Genomic DNA, 24346 nt, shown 5'->3' with positions numbered 1-24346 from the left:
CTCGCCACCACCTAACGAAGTGCGCCGATCGAACGACACGTATGCGACGTCAAGAGTTCATATGAATGTAACAGACCAAGACCGTTTTCCGTAAGACCCTGTCATATGGCTGTCATACGCCGCCGGGTCCGTCGTCGAGGGGAACCGCGTGTTCCCGTAGCTCGGTCACCTCGTCGCGGGAGACCCAGCGCCGGTACACGCCGCGCTCGACCCGGTCGAGACCCAGGCTCTGGGCGACGGTCACGCGGCCACCGGTGTACTCCAGCAGCAGCTCGTCGTCTCGCCGGTCGTGTACCCGGAACGGCGCACCGCGCCAGCGGCACACGAGCGAGACGAAACACACCGCCGCGCACTCATCGGCCGGCACGGCCCGGACGTACCGGCCGGGCCGGACCTCCTCGAACTCCGGCGCCGGCGCGGTGCTCCGCAGGCGCATCCACAACCGGCCGGAGCGCAGCTCGGGGCTCGCGTCGTAGTCGGCATCGCCCCATCGGGCCCGGTAGGTCATCCGGCCTCCTCGGGCTCGTCGGGCTCGGAGGGTTCGTCGGGCTCGGAGGGTTCGGCGGGCTCGTCGCCGATGAAGAGCCACCTGCCGAGATCTCCGTCGTAGACCGCGCGCCGGCGCTCCACGCCGTCGGCGGTCAGCTCGACGATCTCCGCCCCGTGCGGCAGCCCGATGCCGTCGATCTTGTACTCCCGGATCGTCTGGTCGACGTTGGGCACGAGGCCCATGCCGATGAACGGCGGTTCCTCGATCACCCAGCCCTCGACCGCCGCCCTGCCCTCCTCGTCGGTTCCGCCGTACGGGGTCCGGTAGAGGGAGAGCCCGAGCGCCGGCCAGCGCAGGATGTTCACCGAGCCGGCGGTGCTGATCACATCGGAGCGCGTCAGCGCCTCGGCCAGCACCGCCGGTGTGGCGATGTGCGCGACGTCGAGCGCGTGGTGGCAGTAGCCCGACACGGTCGGCTCTTCGGCGGCCAGCAGGTCGTGGATCTCGTCCGGGTGCAGTAGCTTCTGCACGATCGGCGGGCCGGACTCCGGCTCCGCGGCCTGGTCCTGGGACAGCGTGGGCACGCCGAGCCTGGCGACCGTGCCCGGCTCGAGGAGGAAGGAGACCTCCAGGCCGGGGTTGACGGCCAGCCCCCAGCTCGGGTCGGGCCAGCCGGCGCAGAGCTCGGCCAGCGACGCGACACGGAATCGGTGACCGGAACGTTCCAACGCCGTGTCCAGGGCCTCGGCCGAGGTGTAGGCCATCAGCCAGGTGCGCTCACCGAAGGTCAGGGTGGGCCATGCGGCGGGCTCGGCGCCGGTCGCCGCCTCATCGCTGAGCGGCAGCGCGAAGTCGGCCAGCCGCAGCAGGCCGAGACACCGGGTGAGGTCGCCGGCCGCATGGGCCTCCGCGAGATGCTCATCGAACGCGCTGGCCGACCCCATGGCGGACACACTAACCTCGGTCTCGCCCGGCCGGACAGGTCCGAAGGGCCGAACGGACTCAGGCGACGAGGGGGAGCCGGTCATGGAACTTCCGGTGGCGCGCACCCGGGACGAGGCCCATCTCTACCTTGACCTGCGTCCCTGCGAATGCGGTTCGGTCGAGACCGACTGGGATAGCGGCGTCGTCGCCGTCGGCTCCTCGATGGGCACCGCCTATTCGGGCACGTGCTCGGCCTGCGGCGCCGAACGCGAGTTCGTGTTCGCGCTTCCCGGGCGCGAGGTGGTGCCGGAGGGGTTCCCCACCTTCGGCGGCCCGGAGCCGTCGCAGCTCCTGGACGCCGGAGAGTGGCTGTGGGTGGCCGACATGACGGCGGGCAACGTGCCGCGCGACGACCCCGACGCCGCGCTCCGGGCGCTGGCGATCGCGATCGCGGCGGTCGAGGAGATCGTGAAGTTCATCCCCGACGGCCAGGACGAGGCGCCGGACCAGGCGTTCTGGTCCGAACGCGGGGCGCGGATGCGCGCCGAGGAGCCGGGCCGGTTCCGCCGCGAACGCCTCATGATCGTCCAAGACACCTATCGTGACCTCGCGGCGGAATACCGGTCCGCGTAATCCTGGCAAGAGGAGTGATAGCGTGCCCGACTCCCAGGCGAGAACGCTGGTGGAGGCGCACCTCTTCATCAACGTGACGCTGGCCGGCGGTGCCGCGTCCGAGGAGGTCGCCCGCGACCACGAGCGGTGGACCACCGTGACCGAAGGCGAGGAGGCCTGGACTCTACGCTTCGAGGGCCCACCGGGCACCGGGAGCGGAGAGCCCATCGAGGTCCAGGTCCCGTACGCGAGCGAGGCCGAGGCCCGCGAGGAGGGATCGCAGTTCGGCGTCGGCCTCTCCGAGCTCCTCGATCCGGGGCAGTGGCAGCTCGTCAGCGCGGGCTACGCGCGGCGCGTGCTGGATGAGGACCTCCGGTTCGCCGAGGACCCGACCGACCGCGAGCTGTACGAGAGCGTGGTCCTGGGCTGGGAGTTCGCCCGTGACGCGGCGGCCGAGGTGCTGAAGTTCATGCCGCCGGGAGTCGACGAGGTGCCGTCCGCGGCGTTCTGGACCGAGATGGGCCGGGAGGCGTACCAGCGGGAGCCGGACCGGTTCACCCGGTCGCGGCTGACCGACGACATCTCCTTCTACCAGGAGAGCCTCGACACCTTCACCGCGCTCTACGCCGAGAACTGACCTCCCGCGTCCGTCCCACGGGGCCTAGAACCGCGACACCTCGCGTACGTCGATGTTCGTCGCCTTGCGCGCCAGCATGAAGGCCATGAGCGCGGCGAGCGCCAGCGCGACGACGGCGGCCACGACCAGCTCGAGCACGCTCGGCGCTCGTCCGATGCCGGCGCCCACCCCGCTCGTACGGCCCTGCAGGTCGATGAGGCGGGTGGACATCGCGAGGCCGCCGCCGATCCCGGCGACCACCGCGATCAGGGCCAGCACGCTCGTGCCCGACACCAGCGTCGTGGTCACCTGCCGCGGCGTCAGGCCCATGGCGCGCAGCACGACGATGTCGCGCATGTGGTCGCGCAGCCCCACCGACGCCGCGGTCAGCAGGTTCGCCACGCAGATCAGCGCGAGCACGATGACGAGCCCGAAGATCACGACGCGGACGACGAAGAGGCGCTGGGCCGGGTTCTGGGCGGCCTGGATGTCGAGCCGGTCCTGTGACTCGCTCAGCAGGCGCCTGCGCGCGGTCTCCACCGAGGCGCCGTGCCGCAGGACGATCCGGTACGACGGCGATGGTGTCGTACGCACCGCCTGGTCCAGCGTGTCCATGCCGAAGGACAGCACCTCGCCGCTCAGCGACGGCTCGATCGTGCGGCCGACGATGTGCACGATCACGGGAGCGCCGCCGATGGTCAGCCGTACGCGGTCGCCGACGTGGACCTGCAGGAGGTCGAGCAGACCCTGGCCCGCGACCGCCTCGCCCGGCTTGGCGTACATCCGGCCTTCCTGCACCGGGAACGGGTACGGCCGCTTGGACGTGCCGAGGGCCCGCGCCTGGATGGTCCGGGTCTGCCCGGGCAGCAGCGCGTCCATCTGCACCTCGGGGTAGACCGCGGTCACGTCCTTGTCGGCGGCGATGACCGCGCTGGCCTCGTACGGGATCAGACCGACGGGATGGGCGACGAGCGCGCCGGCCAGGCCGATCTGCTCGGGGTGGTCCTCGAAGTTGTCGAGCGTCGACCAGCAGCCGAGCGCGATCGTCACCATGACCATCGGGATGGCCAGGCCGCCGACCGTGATGGCGGCCCGCATCCGGCGGGTGAACGCGTCGCGGGCACCGAGGACCAGCGCCGGCGGCAGGCGTACGAGCAGGGCGACGCGGGCGAACCGGGACAGCCGGCCGCTCGGCGGCTCCGCGGTGACCGTGCTGGTGGGGGAGACCCGGCTACCCCGCCAGGCGGGCAGCAGGGTGGCCACCACCACGGCCAGCAGGGTGGCGATCGCGATCAGGGCCAGCCGGCCGAACGACAGGGGCGCCGCGGCCACGCCGGTGACGGAGCCGAACAGCCGCTGGGACAACGAGGAGTCGGTCAGCACCGAGCCGAGCACACTGCCGGCCACCACTCCGGCGACGCCCAGGCAGGTCTGCTCCAGCAGCAGCATCCGCCGGATCTGCGCCGGAGTGAACCCCAGGGCCTTGAGCAGGGCGATGTCCTGGAGCAGGGACAGGATGCGCCCGCCCGTCGCGTTGCCGATGGCCAGCGCGGCGGCGATCAGCGCGACGACGCCGAACATGCCCATCAGCAGGCCGAGCAGGCGGCTGTCCGTCTCCATCGACGCGCGCGCCTGCTGCCACGTCGAGACCCGGTCCACGTGGTCGCCGCCGAGGACGGTGACCACGTGCTGGACGAAGAAGGAGCTCGCGCTCGGGTCGGACAGCTTCAGCCCGACGAGCAGTTCGGTGCTGGCGGTCTTCGGCTCGATGCTGTTCATCACCCCCGGCAGCACCCAGGCGATGCCGGGGGTCACCGAGGGATAGGGGCCCTGGTCGGAGGCGTCGGCGATGCCGGCCACCGGCAGGTCGTAGCGCCGCCCGTCGAGTCCGCGGACGCTGAGGCTGTCACCGACCTCGGCGCGCATTGTCCGGGCGAGCGTGCGCTCCAGGACGACGCCGTCGGGCCGGGCCGGGTCGAGCCAGCGGCCCCTGGCGAGCACCGGCCGGCCGACCTCCGGCAGCTCGCTGCCCATCGCCCGCAGTTCGAGCGGTGCCCGCTGCCCTTCGTGCACCGCCGTCGCGACCGCGGTCTGGAACGGCCCGGAGACACCGGTGACGCCGCTCATGTGCGACAGCGAGGACAGGTCGGTGCCGGGACGCGCGTGGATCCACACGTGCGCGCCGTGGGAGCGCGTGAACACGCTCTTCCACGGGTCCATCGCGCCCGCGAGCATCGTGGTCGCGAGGATCAGCGCCGTGACGACGCCGGCCACGACGCTCACGGACAGGACGGCCTGGCCGGGACGGGTGCGCAGGTCGGCGCGTATCCAGCGGATGGTGGCGTGCACTGTCTACAGATCCAGGATCGAGCCGATGGCGTTCTTGTTGTCCGACGGCGGCCGTACGTCGGCGTCGTCGACGATCATGCCGTCGAACAGGGATATCACCCGGTCGGCGGCGCTCGCCACTCGAGCGTCGTGCGTGACGAGCAGGATCGTCTGCCCCTGGTCGTGCACCTGTTCGAGCAGCCGTACGACGTCGCGCGTGTTGGTGCTGTCGAGGTTGCCGGTGGGCTCGTCGGCGAGCAGCAGGCTGGGCTCGTTGGCCAGGGCCCGCGCCAGGGCGACCCGCTGCTGCTGGCCGCCGGACAGGCGCGCGGGCGAGGCGTCGGCACGGTCGCTGAGGCCGAGCTCCTCCAGGAGGTACTCCCGGCGCTCACGCGCCTGTTTCGGGTTGGCGCCGGCGAGCAGCGCGGGCAGCTCGACGTTGTCGGCGACGGACATGTTCGAGATCAGGTTGAAGAACTGGAACACCACGCCGATGTGGCGGCGACGGAGCACCGCGCGTTCGGCCTCGCTGAGGTCGCTCAGGCGGCTGCCGCGCAGCCAGATCTCACCGCTGGTCGCGGGGACCAGGCCGGCGAGCAGGTGCAGCACGGTCGACTTGCCCGAGCCCGAGGGCCCCATCACGGCGACGAACTCCCCGGGGTGCACGAGGAGGTCGATGCCGCGGATCGCGTGCACGTCGGTGCCGTCGGAATGGTGGACCTTAACCAGGTCCTTGGTACGGATCATCGCGGCGTCCGGGGCCGGCTTCTCGGCTGGGCTCACGTCAGCGCCTCCTGGCAGCGCTCGAGCCATTCGAGGTCCGCCTGGAGGTGCAGGCGGGCTCCTTCGACGAGCAGACTCGCGATGGGATTGCCGCCTTGCGCTGGTTGGCCGGGTTGGGACAGGCCGCGCATGAGATTGAGGCAGTGGCGGCGCTGCCGGTTGATGAGGGTCATACGGTCGGCGGCTCCGGTCAGCGGGACGAGGGCGAGTTTGGTGAAGAACTCACTGCGAAGGCGGGGTCCCTCGCTGCGTGCGTCGAGCCATTCGGCGACGGCCTCGCGGCCGGCCGGCGTGAGCTCGTAGACACGCTTGTTCGGGCGGTTGCTCTGCGTGACATCTTCGCCCCTGACCAGGCCGTCTTTCTCCAGCCGTCCCAAAGTGACATAGATCTGCCCGATGTTGGGCGAAGGGTAGGCGGGGCCGAATGTCTGCTCCAAAGCCTGCTTGAGCTCATATCCGTGAGCGGACTCCTTGGCCAGCAGGGCCAACAACACCGATCGCACCTGCGGCCACCTCCTCACGATTCCTGCATGTCAGGCATGTTAGGGGTGATGGTGATGCCTGGACATAGGTAACGAACTTGAAACTTGTCGTTGACACCTGGATTACGGGTGTGCATAACATGCATGTACCCCACTGAGGGGTCACAGAGAGGTTGACGATGGTGCGGTCGTTGGCAGGCGGTCTCCTTGCGATGGTGCTCGTCGCGGGCTGCGGCATGTCGAGTCCGTCCCCCGCGGCGAGCGATGGCTCGACGGCGGCGACGAGTGGCCCGATCACGCTCGTCACCGGCCCGGATTTTACGGGTTACATGCGGCCATTGGTCGACAAATGGAACTCGGTGCATCAGTCCGAGAAAGTCACCCTGCTCACGCTCCCCGACGCCGCCGACGACCAGCACGCCCAGATGGTCACGAACCTTCAGGCGAAGAGTGACCGCTATGACGTGCTCAACCTCGACATCGTGTCGACGGCGGAGTTCGCCGACGCGGGATGGATCATCCCGCTCGACCGGCGGCAGTTCCCCCTCGATCAGTTCCTCAAGCCGGTCGTGGACACCGCGGTGTACGGCGGGAAACTGTACGGCGTTCCCTACACCAGCAACGCCGGCCTGCTGTACTACCGAAAAGACATTCTGGATAAAGCTGGCAAAAAGCCGCCCAAGACCTGGGCCCAGCTCCGCCAGCTCGCCATGACCCTCGGGCCCAAGTACGGGCTCGAGGGCTACGCCGGCCAGTTCTTCCCCTACGAGGGGCTGACCGTGAACTTCGCCGAGGCCGTGCAGTCCGCCGGCGGGGCGATCCTCACCGACGACGGCACCAAGGTCGCGGTGAACTCCCCGCAGGCGCGGCAGGGCCTGAACTTCCTGGTCCAGGGCCTGCGCGAAGGCTGGATCACCAAGCGGTCCCTCAAGTTCAAGGAAGAGGAGTCCCGCAAGGAGTTCCAGGACGGGCGGCTGCTGTTCCTGCGCAACTGGCCCTACGTGTACGGGCTCGTGTCCCGCCCGGGCAGCAAGGTCAGGAAGAAGTTCGGCGTCACCCTCCTGCCCGGCCAGGACGGCCCGGGCTCCAGCGTGCTCGGCGGTGCCAATCTCGCCGTCAGCGCCTACTCGCGGCACCAGAAAACCGCGATCGCATTCATCAAGTACTTCACGGGTCTCGACAACGAGCGGGCCGTCCTCACCCAGGGGTCGTTCCCGCCCGTGTGGGCGCGGCTCTATGACGACCCCGCGCTGATCAAACGCTTTCCCTACCTTCCGGTGCTCAAACAGAGCATTCTCGCCGCCAAGCCACGGCCGGTGAGTCCGAACTACAACCAGGTGAGCCTCGCGATCTCCAATGCCGCGAGCGGGGCGCTCGCCTTCCGACAAACTCCCGACGCAGCCATCGCGCAGATGGCCGGAGATCTCGGGAGCGTCATCACCAACCGCTGATTTTCTTAGAACAACGGTATTCACCGAGGTACCCCCTGGCCTTTTTCGGGGGGACACGGAAAGCATCGCCAGGAGCTCTTCCTGGCATGCCCTGAATGCCCACATGGCCGACTCGGGGGCCGGAAAAATGCAGAAAGGTACGCAGATGCAAGCAAGAAGTTTCTGGGCGACCGCGGTGACCGCGGGCCTGCTCGTCGCCACCGCCGCGTGTGGTGGCAGTGACGACAAGTCCTCCGACTCGCCCAGCTCCGGTGCCGGGGGTCAGGAGCTGAAGGGCGTGACCATCGAGGTCGCGGCGAAGTGGACCGGGGTCGAGCAGCAGAACTTCGAGAAGGTGTTGTCGGCCTTTGAGAAGAAGACCGGTGCGAAGGTGAATTACGCTTCGACCGGTGAGAATGAGGATGCGTATCTTGGGCCGCGTCTGCAGGCTCATCAGCCGCCGGATGTTGCGATTCTTCCGCAGCCTGGTCTGGTGGCGCAGTACGCGAAGAAGAATGATCTGAAGCCGTTGTCGCCGGATGTGACGGCGGTGATCGATGCGAATTACACGCCGTACTGGAAGCAGCTGGGGTCGGTGGATGGCAAGGCCTACGGTGTGCTGGTGAAGGCGGCGTACAAGTCGATCATCTGGTATCGGTCGAAGGCGTTCGAGGACGCGGGGGTGCAGCCGCCGGCGGACTGGGCGTCGTTCACGAAGGCGGCGCAGACGTTGTCGGACGCGGGTTCGACGCCGTTCGAGCTGGCGGCGGGTGCGGCCGATTCGTGGACGTTGACGGACTGGTTCGAGAACGTGTACCTGTCCCAGGCGGGTCCGGACATGTACGACAAGCTGACCAAGCACGAGATCAAGTGGACCGACCCGTCGGTGACCAAGGCGTTGCAGACGCTGGTGCAGGTCTGGGGCAAGTCCGACATGATCGCCGGTGGTACGGCGGGGGCGTTGCAGCAGAAGTTCGACGCTTCGGTGACGGACACGTTCGGCAAGAACAAGTCCGCGATGGTGTACGGCGGTGACTTCGCCGCGGCGAACGTGAGCACCACCTCGGCGAAGATCGGGACGGACGCGAAGGTGTTCGCGTTCCCCAAGGCCGGGGACACCACTCCGGCGGTGCTGGGTGGTGACACCGCGGTGGCGATGAAGGACTCCAAGGGCGCGATGGCGCTGATCAAGTTCCTCGCCTCGCCGGAGGCGGGCACGGTGTGGGCCAAGGGCGGCGGCTACATCTCCCCGAGCAAGAACGTCAAGCCGGACGCCTACCCGGACGCGCTGACCAAGCAGCTGGTGTCGCAGCTGCAGGCGGCCGGGGACTCGGCTCGCTATGACATGTCCGACCAGACCCCGGCGGCGTTCGGTGCGACTCCGGGTCAGGGTGAGTGGGAGGACCTGCGTGCGCTGGTGAAGAACCCGGGCGACATCAAGGGCGTGCAGGCCAAGCTGGAAGCCGACGCGGCCAAGGCCTACAAGTAGGCGCCGGATCATGACCGCGATTACCGAAGAGATGGCCTCGCCGCAAGACGGCGGCGGGGCCGGAACGCCCCCGGCGGAGGGCGGATCGGGCCGGCTCGGCCCGCCGTCCTGGCTCGCCCTGGGCTTCCTGCTCCCGGCGATTCTGCTGCTGGGTGCGCTGGTGGTCTACCCGATCATCTACACCGCGATCCGTAGCTTCTTCGACGCCACGGGTAAGAAGATGGTGGGGCTGGACAACTACACCGCCATCTTCACCGATCACGACAGCCTGCTCGCGGTGCGGAACACCGCGATCTGGGTCGTGATCGCCCCGACCATCGTCACCATCCTGGGGTTGCTGTTCGCCGTTCTGACCGAGCGGATCCGCTGGTCGACGGCGTTCAAGATGGTGGTGTTCATGCCGATGGCCGTCTCGTTCCTGGCCTCGGGTGTGATCTTCCGCCTGGTGTACGAGCAGGACCCCTCGATGGGTGTGGCGAACGCGGTGGTCACCAGCGTCCACGACACCTTCGCCGGCGGGTCCCGCTACCCCGGCGCCTCCGTGCGGGAGAACGACAGGAGCCCGGACGTCGCCCAGGCGGGTGCGGTGACGACCCGCACCCCGGTGCAGGCCGGGCAGACCGCGCTGCTGCCGCTGGTGGGCGTCAAGCCGGAGAACCTGCCCAAGAAGATCACCCCGGCCAAGGCGCCGCAGGCGGCGGCCGGCGGAATCTCGGGGCTGGTGTGGTTCGACTTCACCAAGGGCGGCGGTGGCACGCTCAACGCCCCCGATCCCACCGAGGCGGGCCTGGCGGGGATGAAGGTCCAGGCCGTGTCCGCCTCGGGCAAGGTCGTCGGGTCGGCCACCACCAAGGACGACGGATCCTTCGTCATCAAGAAACTCCCCGCCGGTTCCTACACCCTGAAGCTGCCGAAGGAGAATTTCACGGCGGCGTATGCGGGGGTGGACTGGCTGGGGTCGACGTTGATCACTCCGGCGATCATCGCCTCATACCTGTGGGTGTGGGCCGGGTTCGCGATGGTGTTGATCGCGGCGGGTCTGGCGGCGATCCCGCGGGACGCGCTGGAGGCGGCGCGGGTGGACGGTGCGACCGAGTGGCAGGTGTTCCGGCGGGTGACGATCCCGTTGCTGGCGCCGGTGCTGACGGTCGTGTTCGTGACGTTGTTGATCTACGCGCTGAAGGTGTTCGACCTGGTGTTCATCATCGGCGGCGGTGATCCGAACGCCAGTGTTCTGGCGGTGCGGATGTGGACCGAGTCCTTTGGTGGCGGTAATGACCAAGGGGCCGGGTCGGCGGTCGCGATCTTGTTGTTCTTGCTGGTCGTGCCCGCGATGTTGTTCAACCTGCGGCGTTTTCGACAGGAGAACCGATGAGCACCGACACCGCGGCCGCGCCGGCCGCGATCGACAAGCCCCGCACCGATTTCTCCGGTGCGCCCCGGCGCAGCATCGCCTCCCGCATCGTCTCCAAGGTGGGGGGTGGTGTGGTCCAGGTCGTGCTGATCCTGCTCGCGGTGATCTGGCTGGTCCCCACGCTGGGGTTGTTCGTCGCCTCGCTGCGTTCGCAGCAGGATGACAACTCCTCGGGCTGGTGGCATGTGTTCACCGCGCCGTCGCAGCTGACCTTCAAGGCCTACTCCGATCTGCTGGCCAAGCCGGATTTCGTGGACTCGTTCTGGAACACGGTGCTGATCGCGGTGCCGGCCACGCTGCTGGTGGTGGCCATCGCGTCGCTGGCGGCGTACGCGTTCGCGTGGCTGGAGTTCCCCGGCCGGGACTGGTTGTTCCTGATCGTGGTGGCGTTGCTGGTCGTGCCGGTTCAGGTCGGGTTGATCCCGGTCGCGAAGCTGTACGGGTGGCTGGGGGTCTTCGGGTCGATCCCTTCTGTGGTGGCCTTCCACGTGGCGTTCGGGTTGCCGTTCGCGATCTTCTTGTTGCGGAACTTCTTCGCCGGGATCCCGCGTGACCTGCTGGAGGCGGCCCGGATGGACGGCGGTAAGGAATGGACGATCTTCATCAAGGTGATCTTCCCGCTCGGTGGGCCCGCGATCGCCTCGCTGGGGATCTTCCAGTTCCTGTGGGTGTGGAACGACATGCTGGTGTCGCTGGTGTTCGCCAACACCGGTTCTCAGCCGATGACGAAGTGGCTGCAGTCGCAGATGCGGCAGTTCACCGGCAACATCGACATCCTCGCCCCCGGCGCGTTCTTGTCGCTGATCGTTCCGCTGGTCGTGTTCTTCGCCTTCCAGCGCTACTTCGTCCAGGGCGTCCTCGCCGGCTCCGTCAAATAAGAATGGCGGGCTGAATGTCACGCGGACCACGAAAGGGTTCGCGTGACATTCGGCTCGCCTAAGGGCAGTGTCAAAAAGGAATCGCCGGGCTCGTCCGCCGTGCCGTACGCGGCAGGCTCAGGTGAGCTCCTCCTGGCAGCGCTCAAGCCACTCGAGGTCGGCCTGGAGATGCAGCCGGGCGCCCTCGATGAGCAGGAGCGCGACGGTGTTGTTCCGGTCGGTCGCCGCCGCGAGGTCCGACAGGCCGCGCATGAGGTTCAAGAGGTGACGTCGTTGCCGGTTGATCAGCGTCATCCGGTCGGCCGCCCCGGTCATCGGGGCCAGCGCGAGCTTCACGAAGAAGTCGTCGCGCAGCTTGGGGCCGTCGCTCTGCTCGTCGACCCAGGTGGCGAGGGCATCGCGGCCGGCGGGGGTCAGCTCGTAGACCTTCTTGTTCGGCCGGCTGGTCTGCTCGACGTCCTGGCTGCGGACCAGGCCGTCCTTCTCGAGTCGTCCCAGCGTGACATAGATCTGGCCGATGTTCGGGGAGGGGTAAGCGCCTCCGAAGGTCTGCTCCAGCGCCTGCTTGAGCTCATATCCATGAGCCGGCTCTTTGGCCAGCAGCGCCAGCAACACCGGTCGCACCTAGCGCCACCCCCTTTCTCCTACCTACATGTCAGCCATGTTAGGTCGGTCTGTCAAGCGCCAGTGATGCCCACAAACTCGGCATCCTCTATTGACTACTAGATAACGTCAATATATAACAAGCATGTATCGAGTATAGGCGGCCGCCATGGGAGTAGTCGAGATGCGTTCCATGATCAGAACCCCCATGACGACGGTCTGCCCGAATCGGGGGGACGGACTCCGGGTTCCCCGGCGCCTGCGATCGAGCCACGGAGGTGGCCCCGTGACCGAGCGAAGCGAGGGAATCGAAGACACGGCCCCAGTGGTCACTCCCTCCGACGAAGGAGGGCGAGTGACCGCGAACCACCGCGTATGGGCGGCCGGTCGACGTCCGGCGGCCCAGGAATCGATCCCGATGAGCAGGACCACACCCACCGACGACTCTCGTGGCCGTGACGTCATCGTCGACTGGCGCATCTCGGTCCCGGGCGTGCCCGCCATCGTGGCGGTCGCGCGCAGGCTCGTCCGTGCGGCGCTCGAGCACTCACCCCGGTGCGACGACGTCGAGCTCGTCACCAGCGAGCTGATGACCAACGCCATCCGCCACACACCGAGTGGTGAGGCGGGATCCCTGGTGACCCTCCGGATTCGGGGCCGCGAGGGATGGGCCCGGATCGAGGTCGCCGACCTGGGCAGCCCCTCCTGGGCCGAGCCGGGGCCCGCGGCCGTGGAGGACGAACGCGGCCGGGGGCTGGGCATCATCCAGATGCTCGCCGACCGATCCGGCCACGATCCGGAGGCCGATGGCCAGGTGTCCTGGGCGGAGATCCATTGGGATGCCCCGTCCGGCGCCGGGTCCGTACGTTTCAACGCTGTTGATCGAAAGTAGTCGGCACGCTGTTCGCCGACAGCCCTCTTTATCCGCCTTGCCTCTGGGCCGTCACCCCCGACGCACTCGTACCTCGGTCGCGGCCCGCTCGAAAGGAGACCGTCCCTATGACTGCGATCACGCTGGATCGCCTTGACAAGACCTACCCGGCCGGGAACAAGGCCGTGGACTCGTTGAGCCTGGAGATCAAGGACGGTGAGTTCATGGTGCTCGTCGGGCCCTCCGGGTGTGGCAAGTCGACGGCGCTGCGCATGGTCGCCGGCCTTGAGGAGATCACCGGAGGCGAGCTCCGCATCGGTAACCGGGTCATGAACCGGACGCCGGCGCGCGACCGCGACGTCGCGATGGTGTTTCAGAGCTATGCGCTGTACCCGCACCTGTCGGTGCGCCAGAACATCGGGTTCGGGCTGACGCTCCGCAAAGTGCCCAAGGCGGAGATCCGCAAGCGCGTGGACGAGGTCGCCGAGATCCTCGGTCTCACCGAGTTCCTGGAGCGCAAGCCCCGCAACCTGTCCGGTGGCCAGCGGCAGCGCGTGGCGATGGGCCGGGCGATCGTCCGCGAGCCGCAGGCGTTCCTGATGGACGAGCCGCTGTCCAACCTCGACGCCAAGCTCCGCGTGTCGATGCGTGCCTCCCTGGGCCAGCTGCACGAGCGCCTGGGCGTCACGACGGTGTACGTCACGCACGACCAGGTCGAGGCCATGACCCTGGGCGACCGCGTCTGCGTGCTGCGCGAGGGCAAGCTCCAGCAGGTCGACACGCCGCAGCGTCTGTTCGACAACCCGGTGAACCTGTTCGTCGCCGGCTTCATCGGCTCGCCCGCGATGAACTTCGTGGGCGCCAAGCTGGTCCGCGACGACGGCCCGCACGTGGCCTTCGCGGGCAACAAGCTGCCGATCCCGGCGGAGACCCTGTCGGACCGGCCCGGCCTCGACGGCTACTTCGACCGTGACGTCATCCTCGGCGTGCGTCCCTCCGACTTCGAGGACTCCGCCCACGCCAACAACGACTGGGCGCGGATCGAGGCCACGGCCGACCTGACCGAGGAGCTGGGCAGCGAGATCAACGTCATCTTCTCGATCGACGCGCCGCCCGTGCAGCACAAGGACGCCGCCGACCTCGCGCAGGACGCCACCGACGGCGACGAGGGCGCGTCGCTGCCGCTGGCGGACAACAAGGCGCTGTGGACCGCCCGCGTCAACGCCCGGGCGCGCGTCCAGGCCGGCCAGAAGATCGAGCTGGCCGTCGACAACCGCAGCCTGCACTTCTTCGACCCCAAGACGGGCCTGGCCATCACCAACTGATCACCCTCGGTCTCAGGGCCCGCCGGACGCGACCACCGCTCCGGCGGGCCCTGACTCATTGGTGGGAAAACGCACCGCCAGGGACGTACGGGCGTGGCGTACGAACGTCCGCGCGGCCGGGCTCACCGGGCCCTCGGAGCGCCACGCGAACACCAGCCGGCCGCGGACCGCGGGCCGCAGCCGGATCGCGTGCAGCGCGTCCTCCCGGCCGCCCATGATCGACTCCGGCAGGACGGCGACGCCGAGCCCCCGGGCGGCCAGTGCGGCGAGGAACCGCGGGTCGCCGGCCTCGAACACGAAGCGCGGACGCAGCCCCTCCGCGCCGAAGGCGTCGTCCACACACGCGCGGATGCCGGTGCCCGGGGGCAGGCAGATGAGCGGCCGTGCGGCGAGTGCCCGCAGGGTCATCCTCTCCGTACCGGCCAGCGGATCGTCCCGCCCGACGACGGCGACGAGCGGCTCGTCGGTGATGACCTGCACGTCGACGCCCGGAGGCGGGTCCGCCGCCAGGCCGGCGAACGCCACGTCGATCCGGCCGGCGCGCACCGCGCCGAGCAGCGGACCGGAGCCCGCCTCGGACAGCGTGATCTCCACCGCCGGATGACGCCCGTGGAACTCCGCCAGCATCCCCGGCAGGTCCACGTCGTGGGTGGCGGCCGAGGACACCATGCCGACGGTGACGTGCCCGCGCACCAGCCCGGTGAACTCCGCCGCCGCGTCGCGGGCACCGGCGACCGCCTCCAGCGCCGCCCGCGCGTACGGGAGCACCGCGGCGCCCACCTCCGTCAGGCGGACCGTACGGCCCGAGCGGTCGAGCAGTTCTTCGCCGAGCTCCCGCTCCAGCCGCCGGACCTGCGCGCTCACTCCGGGCTGGGCCACGTGCAGCCGCTCGGCGGCGCGCGTGAAGTTCGCCTCCTCGACCACCGCCACGAAGTATTCGAACTGCCGAAGCTCCATAACGAATCATGCTAGTTGCCAGACCTATCAGATCTTGGACTTATGGCTCGGGCGACGCCACGGTGGACGGGTCACCCGACGTGTCCAGGAGGTCGATCCATGAAAACGCTCGCCGCGCTGAAGGACCAGGTGCGCGGTCCGGTGCTGGTGCCCGGCGACGAGGCGTACGACGACGAGCGGAACGGCTTCCAGACCGCCTGGCGGCACCGGCCGGCCGTGGCGGTCGGCGCGACGGGAGCCGCCGACGTCCAGGCGGCCGTGGCGTACGCCGCCGCCCGCGCGCTCCCGGTGGCGGTGCAGGCGACCGGGCACGGGCTGTCGGTCCCCGCCGACGGCGGCCTGCTGATCGGCACGCGCCGGATGACCGGGGTCCGGGTGGACACCGGCACGCGTACGGCCTGGATCGAGGCGGGCACCCGCTGGGACCAGGTGGTCCGCGCGACCGCGCCGTACGGGCTCGCGCCGCTGAACGGCAGCGCGCCGCACACCGGCGCGGTCGGCTACACGCTCGGCGGCGGCCTCGGGCTGCTGGCCCGCGCGTACGGGTACGCCGCCGACCACGTGCACGCGATCGACGTCGTCACACCCGACGGTCGGCTGCGTCACGTCACCGCCGAAAGCGAGCCGGACCTGTTCTGGGCGCTGCGCGGCGGCCGGGACAACTTCGGCGTGGTGACCGGGATGCGCGTCGGTCTCGTGCCGGTCGACCGGCTGTACGGCGGCGGCCTGTTCTTTCCCGCGGACCAGGCGGCGGACGTGCTGGAGGCCTTCCGGAGCTGGACGGCCACGGTGCCCGAGACGATGACGGCCTCGGTGGGGATGATCCCGTTCCCCGACGTGCCGGGCGTCCCGGAGCCGATGCGTGGCCGTCACATCACCCACGTGCGCATAGCCCACCTCGGGGACGCGGCCGAGGGGGAGCGGCTCGTCGCGCCGCTCCGGTCCGCCGGGACGCCGCTGCGCGACACACTCGCCGAACTGCCGTACGCCGAGGGCGGCTCCATCTACAACGACCCGGCCCAGCCGCACGGGTACACCGGATCCAACGTCCTGCTGCGCGACCTCGACGACCGGGCCGTGCGCACCGTGGATGAGCTGGCCGGAGCGGACGCCCCGGTGCCGTGCGTGGTCGACCTGCGTCACCTGGGCGGAGCGCTCGCCCGCACCCCCGCCGTGCCGAACGCGGTCGGGCACCGGGACGCGCGCTTCATCCTGCGCGTCCTGTCGCCCCTGACCGGCGCCGGCCTCGACGCCGTACGCGTGGCGCACCGGCGCGTGTACGAGGCGATGGAGCCGTGGAGCACCGGCGGGCGCTCCCTCAACTTCATCTACGGCGACCGGACCGCGGACCAGGTGCGCGACGCGTACGAACCGGCGGACCACCGGCGGCTCGCCGAGCTGAAGGCGGTGCATGACCCGGCGAACCTGTTCCGGCTGAACCACAACATCCCGCCGGCCGGGGCGCGAGACGCGGCGATGCTCAGGCGCGGCTGACGCGGAAGTCCCGGAACTCGAAGTCGCAGTTGTCGCCGCGCAGCCCGACCGCGCCACGGGCGAGGATCGCCGGGCCCTCGGCTCCGTCGTCCACCGCCGTGAGCACCTCCCGGTCCCCGTGCCGGACGCTGATGGCGACGAGGTCGCCGCCGGAGGTCTTGATTCGTACGGCGAACCGCTGCCACACGCCGTACGGCACGGTGTAGCGCGTCTGGCCGAGCGTGACGTACGTGCCGCCGTTCGCGGTTCCGCCGGGCCGTTTCTTCTTGATCACGATGAGGTCGTCCCGGCGGTTGAGCGAGACCACATACAGCTCGGCCGGGGTCTGCCAGCGCAGGAAGAGGTGCACTCCGTCGATCGCGGACGGGCCGGCGCGCCCGGAGGAGGTCAGCCCGAGGTTGCGCAGGTTCAGCGAGACGTTCACGTCGCCGAAGTCGTGGCGCCGGGTGGTCATCCGGAACACGCTGGAGCCGCTCCCGTTCGAGGAACCGGCGTTCGGCGTGGCCCGGTCGGGGGTGCCCGACCAGGCCACGCCGTCGCGGACGAACAGCGAGCCGCTGGTGACGTCCCAGTCCCTGGACCTGCGGCCGTCCGGCGCCTGCGGGTTCCAGTGGGTGTACTCGTTGGTCACCAGCCGGTCCGGCCCGGAGAGGCGCGGGGCGAACAGCGGCGGACGCGGCCGGCCGTAGGCCACGCCGGTCGCCGCGCCCGCGAGGGCGAGCGCGGCGACGGCGGCCACGACGCGCCGGCGCCCCCGGCGCGGCGGGCGTGGCGGGCGTGGTGACGCGGGAGGCGCGGGCACGGGCCGGAGCCGGGGCGGCTGGTCGGCTGCATGGCGCTGTGGTCTCACGGTCCCCCCTGGTCAGCCGGTGGCGAGGGCGGTGCAGAACCCACGGGCCCGCAGGCTGCGGATGATCGTGGGTAGTGCCTGGACGGTGGCCGCCGACTGACGCACGCCATCGTGCATCAGCACCACCGAACCCGCGACGGCCTGGTCGATGACGGAGGCCGCGATGTCGCCCGGCGCGCGACCGCGCCAGTCGTTGGTGTCGATCGACCAGCGGATGACGCGCATCCCGAGCGCCTTGGCCGTGGTGTCGACCTGGGCGCTGGTGTTGCCGAACGGCGGCCGGAACAGCCCGGGCGCGGGCGCCCCGGCGGCCGTGACGGCGTGCTGGGTGGCCGCGAGCTGCCAGCGGATCTGGGCCGGATCCAGGTCCGCCATGTGCGGGTGGTCCCAGCTGTGGTTCTCCACGAGCTGCCCGGCCCGTACCTCCGCCCGGATGAGGTCGGGCCGCGCGGCCGCCTTCTTGCCCATGACGAAGAAGGTGGCCCGCACCTTGTAGGCGGTGAGGACCCGGAGGATCTGCGGAGTGTAGATGTCGGGACCGTCGTCGAAGGTGAGCGCGACCCGTCCGCGGGCGCACTTGTTGCCGGTGCTCGCCTGCTGCAGCATCGCGTTGGTCACGATCCGGCGGGCCCGCTCGACGGGCTTGGCCGGCGGCGTGAGTACGTTCACGGCGAGCGCCGAGGTGAGGGCCAGGAAACCCACCCCCACCCCGAGCTCGACAAAGGTCCGGCGCCCGCTCACGGGTTGGCCGTATCGGTGACGTCGTAATCGTCGGTGTAGATCGTGCCGGTCCCGGCGAGGGACAGGCCGACGCTGAGGCCCGTGGCGTCCGAGGGCACCGGCGGGCTGGTGTAGGCGGGCGTCTTGGTCCAGGTGGCGGCGGCCGGCACGGCCGGGCCGCTCGTCCAGTACACCCAGGTGCCCGCGGTCGTGCGGTAGTAGAGCGTCAGTTTGACCTCGACATCGGCCGCCCAGGTGCCCTTGTACCAGATCGAGGACGTGTAGGTGTGGCCCGGAGTGGCGATGGGCGCGCACGTGTTGGCGTCCTGCGTGGTGACCAGTTTCCGGTCGCCACTGGTCCAGGCGGTCACGTCGAGCTTCTGGGAGTACGAGCCCGTGTGCGCGTCGGTGGACCGGGTCCAGGCGAAGGTGTTCGTGCCGTACCCGCCGTACTGGAAGCAGCGCGGCACGCTGCCCACGGCGCTTTCCAGCGAGGGGTTCTGCACCAGGTTCCCGCTGGTCGGCGGGTTGAGCGGCGGCCCGTTCACGCCGGGCTTCAGCGTGCCGCCGATCACCTGGTCGACGGTCTTAACAACCGTGCCGGCGGCCGCCCGGGGAGCGAGCCAGTCCAGGAAGTCCGACAGTTCGCTCGGCGATACCGCGTACTGGTTGTCGCACCCGTCGCAGACGTGGTGGATGACGAGCTGCACCCAGCCGCCGCCGTGCTGCTCGGCCTGGGTGACCAGGCCCTTCATCTGGGCAAGGCTCGTGGTGGTCTGGACGGAGTCCGGCGTCTGTGTGTAGTACGCGTCCGCGGGCGGGATCGTCTCGGCGTACGCGCAGCCGTCGCACGAGCCGGGCGAGACGACCCCGCCGACCGTACGGGCGCTGTTGTACCCGCAGTACGCGGCGGCCTGCTCCACCGACGCGTTGGCCGCGCCGAACGGGTAGGCGAAGTTCTTGACCGTGAAGCCCCAGCCCAACAAGGTGACCCGGTCGTTGCAGATCTCCCGCTTGACGTCGTCGGAGGACAGGGTGGTCAGGTCCGGGTGGTCGACCGTGTGACCGCCGATCTCGTCGCCGTCGGCGGCGAGCGTGGAGATGTCATCGCGCGACATGTAGCCGCTCAGGTTGGTCTGGCCGCTGATGACGTAGAAGGTGGCGTTCATGCCGTGCGACCGCAGCAGCGGCCGGGCATTGGTGAACTGGTCCTTGATGCCGTCGTCGAAGGTGAGCGAGACGGTGGTGTGGGTGGCCGCGTGCGCCGCACGCGGCAGGCAGGGGATCAGGAGGGCGAGCAGGGCGAGCGCGCCCAGCGTCGCGAGTCGGAGGGATGCCGGAGGGGACATGGACGGTCTCCCTGTCAGGTGGTGCCGGTGATCAGATGGGGTGAGCCGTAGACGAGCGTGTGCCGTCCGCCGTCGGCGGCGACGGCGAACTTCACGCCGCCCTCGTGCAGCCGGCGGTCGAAGGCGACCTTGAGATGCCGTGCGCTCCCGACACGGACATCGGCGGTGTCGCGCCGGAGAAGGATGCGGATCCGTCGCACGGCGCCGCCCGGCGCGAGCCGGGTCCGGGCGAGGACGACGCGGGAGGCGTCGCCGATCTGCTCGCGGACGACCAGCGAGCCCTCGCCGAGGACGATCTCCAGCCGGCCCCGGTGGCCGGCGCCCGCGCCGTCGCGGACCGCGATGACGGCGGACGCGTGGCGCGAGATGCCGCGCACCGTGGTGACCAGCGTGTAGTCCACCCACTGGCTGGTGTTCACGCCGCTGAGCAGGCAGGTGCCGTAGGTGTCGCTGGTGACGTCCAGCGACGCCGGCCGGCGCCGGCAGGTCGCCAGGTCGCCCAGCCACGGCAGGCCGGCCAGCGCCTTCGGCGGGGCCACCGGAACGGCGTCGCGGATCATCTCCAGCAGGTCGGCCACGGACGTGGTGGCCCGTACGCCGATGCGCTCCAGCGTCCAGCGGGCGGACCGCGCGGAGATGGCGTTCACGTGCTCGGTCGGCACGTTCTCGCCGACGAACGCCGCGCCGAAGCCGGCGTCCGCGAGCACATCCGGCATCGCCGCGGCGATGGCCGGGGTGTTGCCGGTGCTGCCGGTGTCGCCGAACGGGTAGGAGAACGCACCGGCCGGCCGGCCGAACACCCGGTGGAAGAACCGCTGGCTCTTCGCCAGGTCGGCGGCGACCCGGGAGCGCCAGGCGGACATCGACTCCTCGTGCCCGTGGACCAGGATCCGGTTGCTCATCGGCGGGGCCAGGTCCCCGGGCACCGGGGTCTGGGAGTGCAGCGCGTCGGAGTGCGAGCCGAACTCCCAGCGGCCGTTCGCCCGCAGCGCCCGCAACTGCCGGGTGGACAGGTAGTAGGACGGGGTGCCCGCCGCCACGACCTTGGACGTGGTGAGGAACGCCACCGCGTTGAAGTGGTACTTCTTCAGCACCGGGTCGACGGTCGTCCAGTCGCTGAGCGTGCCGTCGTCGAAGGTGAGCAGCAGCGCCCTGGCGGGCAGCCGCACCGGCTGGTGCGAGATCAGTTTCTCCACGTCCGTCAGGCGGACCGTGTGGTAGCCGGCCGCCGCCAGCGCGGCCAGGTGCTCGCCGAACAGGCGCCGGGTCAGCGTGCTGCCGGCGTGGTCGTCGTCGGACACCGCGTGGTAGGTCAGCGCGACCACCGTGCCGGGGTAGGCCGGCAGCTTCTCCGCCGCACGGGTGGTCGCCGCGTCGATGACCGCGGGCACCGGCGGGCGCTGGTGCGGGTCGAACGGGCGGCTGACCGTGATCCACACCAGCACCACCACCGCGAGCGAGGCGACGAACACCGCGCCGGTGGCGGTGCGGGCCAGCCGGACGCCCGTGGACGGCCGGCGGACCAGCGGCCGTGGCTCAGCCATCCCGCACCGCCCCGGTCCGCGCCACCACGCGCGGGTACGCGGGCGGCGCGTCCTCGTCGACGGCCCGGGTGCCCCACTTGCCGTCCCGGATCCGGGCGATCGCCCAGAGCAGCTGCGGCGAGAAGGCGATGTAGAAGAAGGTGCCGAGGAAGGCGTAGAGCCACATTCCGTCGTTCCGCAGCGTCCGGTAGACCAGCGCGTACCCCATGGACACCAGGTAGAGGCCGAGGAAGTAGATCAGCGGCGAGTGACCGCCGATCACGGTCCGGGCCAGGGTCAGCCCGATGACGACCGGGCTGAGCAGGCCCGCGCAGGTCTGCACCGCCACCGACGGCAGCGCGCGGGTGCGGCTCCGCCAGACGTGGGAGAGCAGCAGGGGCCCTTCCCGGCTCCACGACTTCTTCCAGCGAAGCTGCTGCCGGAAGAACTTGCGGTAGCGGTCCGGTGCGTCGGTCCACGCCTCGGCCTGGGAGTCGTACCGGGTGATCCAGCCGGCCTTGATGACCCGGTTGGTCAGCGCCCGGTCGTCGCCGTACGTGCACGCCGTGCCGAGGAACCGCTGGTGCTCCCAGCGGTCCAGCAGCGGCGCCACGGCCTCCCGCCGGTAGGCGGCGAAACAGCCGGAGCAGCACGTCACCGCGCCCAGCACCGACTCGGCGCTCTTGAGCAGCTGGAACGACACGTAGTACCGCGCGGCCTGCATCCGCGTCAGCGTGTTGGTCTCCGCGTTGCGCACGTACGTCAGGCCGGAGATCGCCCCGACCCGGGGGTCGGCGAAGCCCTGGACGAGCTTGCGCACCGCGCCGGGCGCCGGCATCGAGTCCGAGTCGACGAAGACCAGGATCTCCGCGGAGGTGGCGCGGATGCCGGCCGCCATCGCGGCCCGCTTGCCGAGGTTCTCGCCGAGGTCGACGCAGCGGACCGCGCCGCGCGGATGGTCGGCCGCCGCGGCGATCATCTGCTCCCACGTGTCGTCGGTGGAGCCGTCGTTGACGACGACGAGCTCCATGCGGTCCGCCGGGTAGTCCAGCGCCATGCACGAGTGGATCGTGCGCGCCACGGCCGCGCCCTCGTTGAACGCCGGGACGACGATCGCCACGCGCGGCGTCAGGCCCGCGTCGCGCGGTGCCCGGTAGAAGGCGGCGAGCACGAACCTGCTCAGCACATAGCTGCTGACGAGGATCGTGTACAGCGGCGTGACGATGTTGCCGCGCAGGAAGGCGACCTTCACCCCGACGTGCCAGCCGATCAGCACGCAGATCAGCAGCGTCCCGGCCAGTGCGGCCAGGGACGCGAGCCGGGCCGTCACAGCACCACCCGGCGGATCTGCCCGGGCAGCCGGTAGGTGGTGTCCAGGACGAGCCGGTCCTCCGGGAGCCAGCCCAGGTCCATGGCGCGGTGGCGCGTGTGCACGATCACCAGATCCGTGGTCACGGCCGCCGGATCGGCACTGCGGAGCACCTGGTCACCGACTCGTAACTCCGGGACGTGCGGGTCGTGGTAGTCGACCGTGGCGCCGCTCGCCAGCAGGCTGGTCATGATCTCCAGAGCGGGCGACTCGCGCACGTCCTCCACGTCCGGCTTGTACGTGACGCCCAGCACGAGCACGCGCGCCCCGGCCAGGCCCAGGCCGGCGTCCGACAGCACCTCGCGGACCCGATCCACGACCCGGCGCGGACGGCCCGCGATCGCGGCCATCGCCTCGGTGACCACCGGGGTCTGCAGCCGCTTCTCGCGCAGCTGCCAGAGCAGGTAGTGCGGGTCGCACGGGATGCAGTGCCCGCCGGCCCCCGGGCCGGGAAAGAACGGCATGAACCCGTACGGCTTGGTCGCGGCGGCCTTGATCACCTCCATGATGTCCAGGCCCAGCGTCCGGCCCACCTCGGCCATCTCGTTGGCCAGGGCGATGTTCACCGCCCGGAAGGTGTTCTCGAAGAGCTTGGTCAACTCCGCCGCGCCCGTGGAGGACACCTCGTGCACGTTGCGCGTGCAGTGCGCCAGGACCTTCGCCGCCGCGGCCGTGCACTGCGGAGTGGCCCCGCCGACGACCCGCGGTACGACCTCGTGGGTGTACCGGTCGTTCCCCGGGTCGATGCGCTCGGGGCTGAACGCCACGAACACGTCCTGTCCGGCGCGCAGCCCGCGGGCGGCCAGCGGCGCGGCGAGCAGGTCCTCGGTGCAGCCGACGTAGCTGGTCGACGTCAGGATGATCACTTGTCCGGGCACCGCCTGGTGCACCGCGGCCTCACAGGCGACCGCCACCGCCCGCAGGTCGGGCACCAGCTGCGCGGTGACCGGGGTGGGCACACAGATGATCACAGCGCGCGCCCACGAGGCGTAGGACGGGTCCGCCACCAGTGCGAAGCCGTCGTCGCGCAGGGCGGCCTCCAGCCGGGCGCGGTCGGACTCCAGGAGGTCGGCCGCGCCGTCCCGCACCTTCGCGAGCCGTTCGGCGCTCGTGTCGATGGCCAGCACCCGGCCCCCCGCCGCGTGGAACGCCAGCGCGGTCGGCAGACCCACGTACCCGAGCCCGACGATCGCCACGTCGTACGTCCCGCAGGCCGGCGCGGGCCACGTCGTCTCGGGCCGTGCCGCGGTCACGCGTTCACCCGGCCGGCGTTTTCGGCGAAGACATACTCGATGCGCTTGACCGGCATTGATGTTCTCCCCGCTATTCGAGAGGTTCCCCCGCGCCCATCACCACCGGACCGGTGCGCGGCGCATTAGGAATGGTGCGTGGGCCGCCGGTACGCGGAATCCGTCACGCGACGCAGCCCACTACGTCCGATTCAGGATTCCTGTGGTGGTTGCTGGTGTTAAGTCACCTGACAAGTGCGGTCACAGTAACCAAGTTTCGCGTTCTTGCGGTAAACGAAAATTCACTTATGTCGGCCTTGGCGTGGTGTCCGAAACACGGTGAGCTGGGGAATCCCGTGCGGATTTGCCTGTGGGCTGGCTGAACGCCGACGGCCCCGCCGTCCCGGGTCTGGCGCTCGTCACCGGCGGTGCCGATGCGGTCGCCGCGCGGAGGCTGACCGTCTGCGGCCAATGGCCTGATCGTGACAGCGGCCCTCTTGAGAAAATGACGATGGGCCGTTATCGAAAATCGGATCAAGGCCGGTGGAAATCGCTTACCGATCTTCGGTGGCGACTATATACCGGATGAAATCGCTATCGCGACGAGATT

At 70.0% G+C, this 24346-nt stretch carries 23 protein-coding genes; 10 read left to right on the top strand and 13 right to left on the bottom strand.

Features of this window, described 5'->3' with window-relative positions; genetic code table 11:
• Nucleotides 1–112: 112 nt before the first annotated feature.
• Both OG417_RS46745 and OG417_RS46740 read right to left on the bottom strand, forming a co-directional pair.
• Nucleotides 113–508 (bottom strand): hypothetical protein, encoded by a 396-nt coding sequence (locus OG417_RS46745; RefSeq protein ID WP_329243881.1) that lies wholly within the window; start codon nt 506–508, stop codon nt 113–115.
• A complete protein-coding gene (locus OG417_RS46740; RefSeq protein WP_329243878.1) occupies nt 505–1434 on the bottom strand; it encodes an SseB family protein in 930 nt (309 codons plus the stop codon). Before OG417_RS46740 ends, OG417_RS46745 begins: the two co-directional genes overlap by 4 nt.
• An 82-nt stretch (nt 1435–1516) precedes the next feature.
• Between OG417_RS46740 and OG417_RS46735 the strand changes: the two genes are divergently transcribed.
• Together OG417_RS46735 and OG417_RS46730 are read left to right on the top strand one after the other, a co-directional pair.
• On the top strand, nt 1517–2047 hold the full coding sequence (locus tag OG417_RS46735; protein WP_329243875.1) for a hypothetical protein: 531 nt from the start codon (nt 1517–1519) through the stop codon (nt 2045–2047).
• 22 nt (nt 2048–2069) lie between these two features.
• The gene (locus OG417_RS46730; protein ID WP_329243871.1) at nt 2070–2663 is read left to right on the top strand and encodes a hypothetical protein; all 594 of its coding nucleotides are present in this window, start codon (nt 2070–2072) and stop codon (nt 2661–2663) included.
• 24 nt (nt 2664–2687) lie between these two features.
• Here OG417_RS46730 and OG417_RS46725 read toward each other — a convergent pair whose 3' ends face one another.
• Genes OG417_RS46725 through OG417_RS46715 form a run of 3 tightly spaced genes read right to left on the bottom strand, consistent with a single transcriptional unit; the run spans nt 2688 to nt 6256 of the window.
• A complete protein-coding gene (locus tag OG417_RS46725) occupies nt 2688–4991 on the bottom strand; it encodes an ABC transporter permease (protein ID WP_329243869.1) in 2304 nt (767 codons plus the stop codon).
• Nucleotides 4992–4994: 3 nt separating this feature from the next.
• Complete coding sequence (locus tag OG417_RS46720) at nt 4995–5753, bottom strand: ABC transporter ATP-binding protein (protein ID WP_329243866.1); 759 nt, start codon at nt 5751–5753, stop codon at nt 4995–4997.
• Nucleotides 5750–6256 carry a PadR family transcriptional regulator gene (locus tag OG417_RS46715; RefSeq protein ID WP_329243864.1) on the bottom strand — a complete coding sequence of 169 codons (507 nt, stop codon included), beginning with the start codon at nt 6254–6256 and terminating at the stop codon, nt 5750–5752. Before OG417_RS46715 ends, OG417_RS46720 begins: the two co-directional genes overlap by 4 nt.
• 191 nt (nt 6257–6447) lie before the next feature.
• Between OG417_RS46715 and OG417_RS46710 the strand changes: the two genes are divergently transcribed.
• The 4 genes from OG417_RS46710 (at nt 6448) to OG417_RS46695 (ending at nt 11446) form a co-directional block, all read left to right on the top strand.
• Entirely contained in the window at nt 6448–7686 is a 1239-nt protein-coding gene (locus OG417_RS46710) for an ABC transporter substrate-binding protein (protein ID WP_329243861.1), read from the top strand.
• Nucleotides 7687–7813: 127 nt separating this feature from the next.
• Nucleotides 7814–9154: an ABC transporter substrate-binding protein gene (locus tag OG417_RS46705; RefSeq protein ID WP_442875791.1), complete on the top strand. Its 1341-nt coding sequence runs from the start codon at nt 7814–7816 to the stop codon at nt 9152–9154.
• A gap of 10 nt (nt 9155–9164) precedes the next feature.
• Complete coding sequence (locus OG417_RS46700; RefSeq protein WP_329243856.1) at nt 9165–10529, top strand: ABC transporter permease; 1365 nt, start codon at nt 9165–9167, stop codon at nt 10527–10529.
• Nucleotides 10526–11446, top strand: a complete 921-nt coding sequence (locus tag OG417_RS46695) for a carbohydrate ABC transporter permease (RefSeq protein ID WP_329243854.1) — start codon at nt 10526–10528, stop codon at nt 11444–11446. Before OG417_RS46700 ends, OG417_RS46695 begins: the two co-directional genes overlap by 4 nt.
• Before the next feature lie 117 nt (nt 11447–11563).
• On the opposite strand, the gene OG417_RS46690 is transcribed toward OG417_RS46695, so the two are convergent.
• A complete protein-coding gene (locus OG417_RS46690; RefSeq protein WP_329243851.1) occupies nt 11564–12070 on the bottom strand; it encodes a PadR family transcriptional regulator in 507 nt (168 codons plus the stop codon).
• Between the two features lie 397 nt (nt 12071–12467).
• On the opposite strand from OG417_RS46690, the gene OG417_RS46685 reads away from it, so the two are divergent.
• Nucleotides 12468–12941 carry an ATP-binding protein gene (locus OG417_RS46685; protein ID WP_329243848.1) on the top strand — a complete coding sequence of 158 codons (474 nt, stop codon included), beginning with the start codon at nt 12468–12470 and terminating at the stop codon, nt 12939–12941.
• A gap of 107 nt (nt 12942–13048) precedes the next feature.
• On the top strand, nt 13049–14245 hold the full coding sequence (locus OG417_RS46680; protein WP_329243845.1) for an ABC transporter ATP-binding protein: 1197 nt from the start codon (nt 13049–13051) through the stop codon (nt 14243–14245).
• Nucleotides 14246–14257: 12 nt separating this feature from the next.
• Here the strand turns inward: OG417_RS46680 and OG417_RS46675 are convergent, their stop codons facing one another.
• On the bottom strand, nt 14258–15202 hold the full coding sequence (locus tag OG417_RS46675) for a LysR family transcriptional regulator (protein ID WP_329243843.1): 945 nt from the start codon (nt 15200–15202) through the stop codon (nt 14258–14260).
• Nucleotides 15203–15301: 99 nt separating this feature from the next.
• Here OG417_RS46675 and OG417_RS46670 point away from each other — a divergent pair, with 99 nt between their 5' ends.
• A complete protein-coding gene (locus OG417_RS46670; protein ID WP_329243840.1) occupies nt 15302–16696 on the top strand; it encodes an FAD-binding oxidoreductase in 1395 nt (464 codons plus the stop codon).
• On the opposite strand, the gene OG417_RS46665 is transcribed toward OG417_RS46670, so the two are convergent.
• The 6 genes from OG417_RS46665 to OG417_RS46640 all read right to left on the bottom strand — a co-directional run bounded on the left by OG417_RS46665 (nt 16683) and on the right by OG417_RS46640 (nt 23760).
• Nucleotides 16683–17435: a hypothetical protein gene (locus OG417_RS46665; protein ID WP_329243838.1), complete on the bottom strand. Its 753-nt coding sequence runs from the start codon at nt 17433–17435 to the stop codon at nt 16683–16685. The genes OG417_RS46670 and OG417_RS46665 overlap by 14 nt on opposite strands.
• 123 nt (nt 17436–17558) lie before the next feature.
• On the bottom strand, nt 17559–18287 hold the full coding sequence (locus OG417_RS46660; RefSeq protein WP_329243836.1) for a polysaccharide deacetylase family protein: 729 nt from the start codon (nt 18285–18287) through the stop codon (nt 17559–17561).
• Entirely contained in the window at nt 18284–19615 is a 1332-nt protein-coding gene (locus OG417_RS46655; RefSeq protein ID WP_329243832.1) for a polysaccharide deacetylase family protein, read from the bottom strand. The genes OG417_RS46660 and OG417_RS46655 overlap by 4 nt, the downstream gene beginning before the upstream one ends.
• A gap of 14 nt (nt 19616–19629) precedes the next feature.
• Nucleotides 19630–21159 (bottom strand): polysaccharide deacetylase family protein, encoded by a 1530-nt coding sequence (locus OG417_RS46650; RefSeq protein WP_329243829.1) that lies wholly within the window; start codon nt 21157–21159, stop codon nt 19630–19632.
• A complete protein-coding gene (locus OG417_RS46645; protein ID WP_329243826.1) occupies nt 21152–22468 on the bottom strand; it encodes a glycosyltransferase family 2 protein in 1317 nt (438 codons plus the stop codon). Before OG417_RS46645 ends, OG417_RS46650 begins: the two co-directional genes overlap by 8 nt.
• Complete coding sequence (locus tag OG417_RS46640; RefSeq protein WP_329243824.1) at nt 22465–23760, bottom strand: nucleotide sugar dehydrogenase; 1296 nt, start codon at nt 23758–23760, stop codon at nt 22465–22467. The genes OG417_RS46645 and OG417_RS46640 overlap by 4 nt, the downstream gene beginning before the upstream one ends.
• Nucleotides 23761–24106: 346 nt before the next feature.
• Here OG417_RS46640 and OG417_RS46635 point away from each other — a divergent pair, with 346 nt between their 5' ends.
• Nucleotides 24107–24325: a hypothetical protein gene (locus OG417_RS46635; RefSeq protein ID WP_329243821.1), complete on the top strand. Its 219-nt coding sequence runs from the start codon at nt 24107–24109 to the stop codon at nt 24323–24325.
• Nucleotides 24326–24346: the final 21 nt, after the last annotated feature.

Origin of the sequence: Actinoallomurus sp. NBC_01490, from assembly GCF_036227085.1 — a bacterium.
GTDB classification, from domain to species: domain Bacteria; phylum Actinomycetota; class Actinomycetes; order Streptosporangiales; family Streptosporangiaceae; genus Actinoallomurus; species Actinoallomurus oryzae.
The sequence above is the reverse complement of the archived record's forward strand: the minus strand, read 5'-3'. Positions and strand labels throughout refer to the sequence as shown.

What these genes read in the sequence shown, in the direction of transcription:
- OG417_RS46745 (WP_329243881.1), bottom strand. Translation starts at nt 508, where the DNA reads ATGACCTACCGGGCCCGATGGGGCGATGCCGACTACGACGCGAGCCCC.
- OG417_RS46740 (WP_329243878.1), bottom strand. Translation starts at nt 1,434, where the DNA reads ATGGGGTCGGCCAGCGCGTTCGATGAGCATCTCGCGGAGGCCCATGCG.
- OG417_RS46735 (WP_329243875.1), top strand. Translation starts at nt 1,517, where the DNA reads ATGGAACTTCCGGTGGCGCGCACCCGGGACGAGGCCCATCTCTACCTT.
- OG417_RS46710 (WP_329243861.1), top strand. Translation starts at nt 6,448, where the DNA reads ATGGTGCTCGTCGCGGGCTGCGGCATGTCGAGTCCGTCCCCCGCGGCG.
- OG417_RS46705 (WP_442875791.1), top strand. Translation starts at nt 7,814, where the DNA reads ATGCAGAAAGGTACGCAGATGCAAGCAAGAAGTTTCTGGGCGACCGCG.
- OG417_RS46700 (WP_329243856.1), top strand. Translation starts at nt 9,165, where the DNA reads ATGACCGCGATTACCGAAGAGATGGCCTCGCCGCAAGACGGCGGCGGG.
- OG417_RS46695 (WP_329243854.1), top strand. Translation starts at nt 10,526, where the DNA reads ATGAGCACCGACACCGCGGCCGCGCCGGCCGCGATCGACAAGCCCCGC.
- OG417_RS46685 (WP_329243848.1), top strand. Translation starts at nt 12,468, where the DNA reads ATGAGCAGGACCACACCCACCGACGACTCTCGTGGCCGTGACGTCATC.
- OG417_RS46680 (WP_329243845.1), top strand. Translation starts at nt 13,049, where the DNA reads ATGACTGCGATCACGCTGGATCGCCTTGACAAGACCTACCCGGCCGGG.
- OG417_RS46675 (WP_329243843.1), bottom strand. Translation starts at nt 15,202, where the DNA reads ATGGAGCTTCGGCAGTTCGAATACTTCGTGGCGGTGGTCGAGGAGGCG.
- OG417_RS46670 (WP_329243840.1), top strand. Translation starts at nt 15,302, where the DNA reads ATGAAAACGCTCGCCGCGCTGAAGGACCAGGTGCGCGGTCCGGTGCTG.
- OG417_RS46655 (WP_329243832.1), bottom strand. Translation starts at nt 19,615, where the DNA reads ATGTCCCCTCCGGCATCCCTCCGACTCGCGACGCTGGGCGCGCTCGCC.
- OG417_RS46650 (WP_329243829.1), bottom strand. Translation starts at nt 21,159, where the DNA reads ATGGCTGAGCCACGGCCGCTGGTCCGCCGGCCGTCCACGGGCGTCCGG.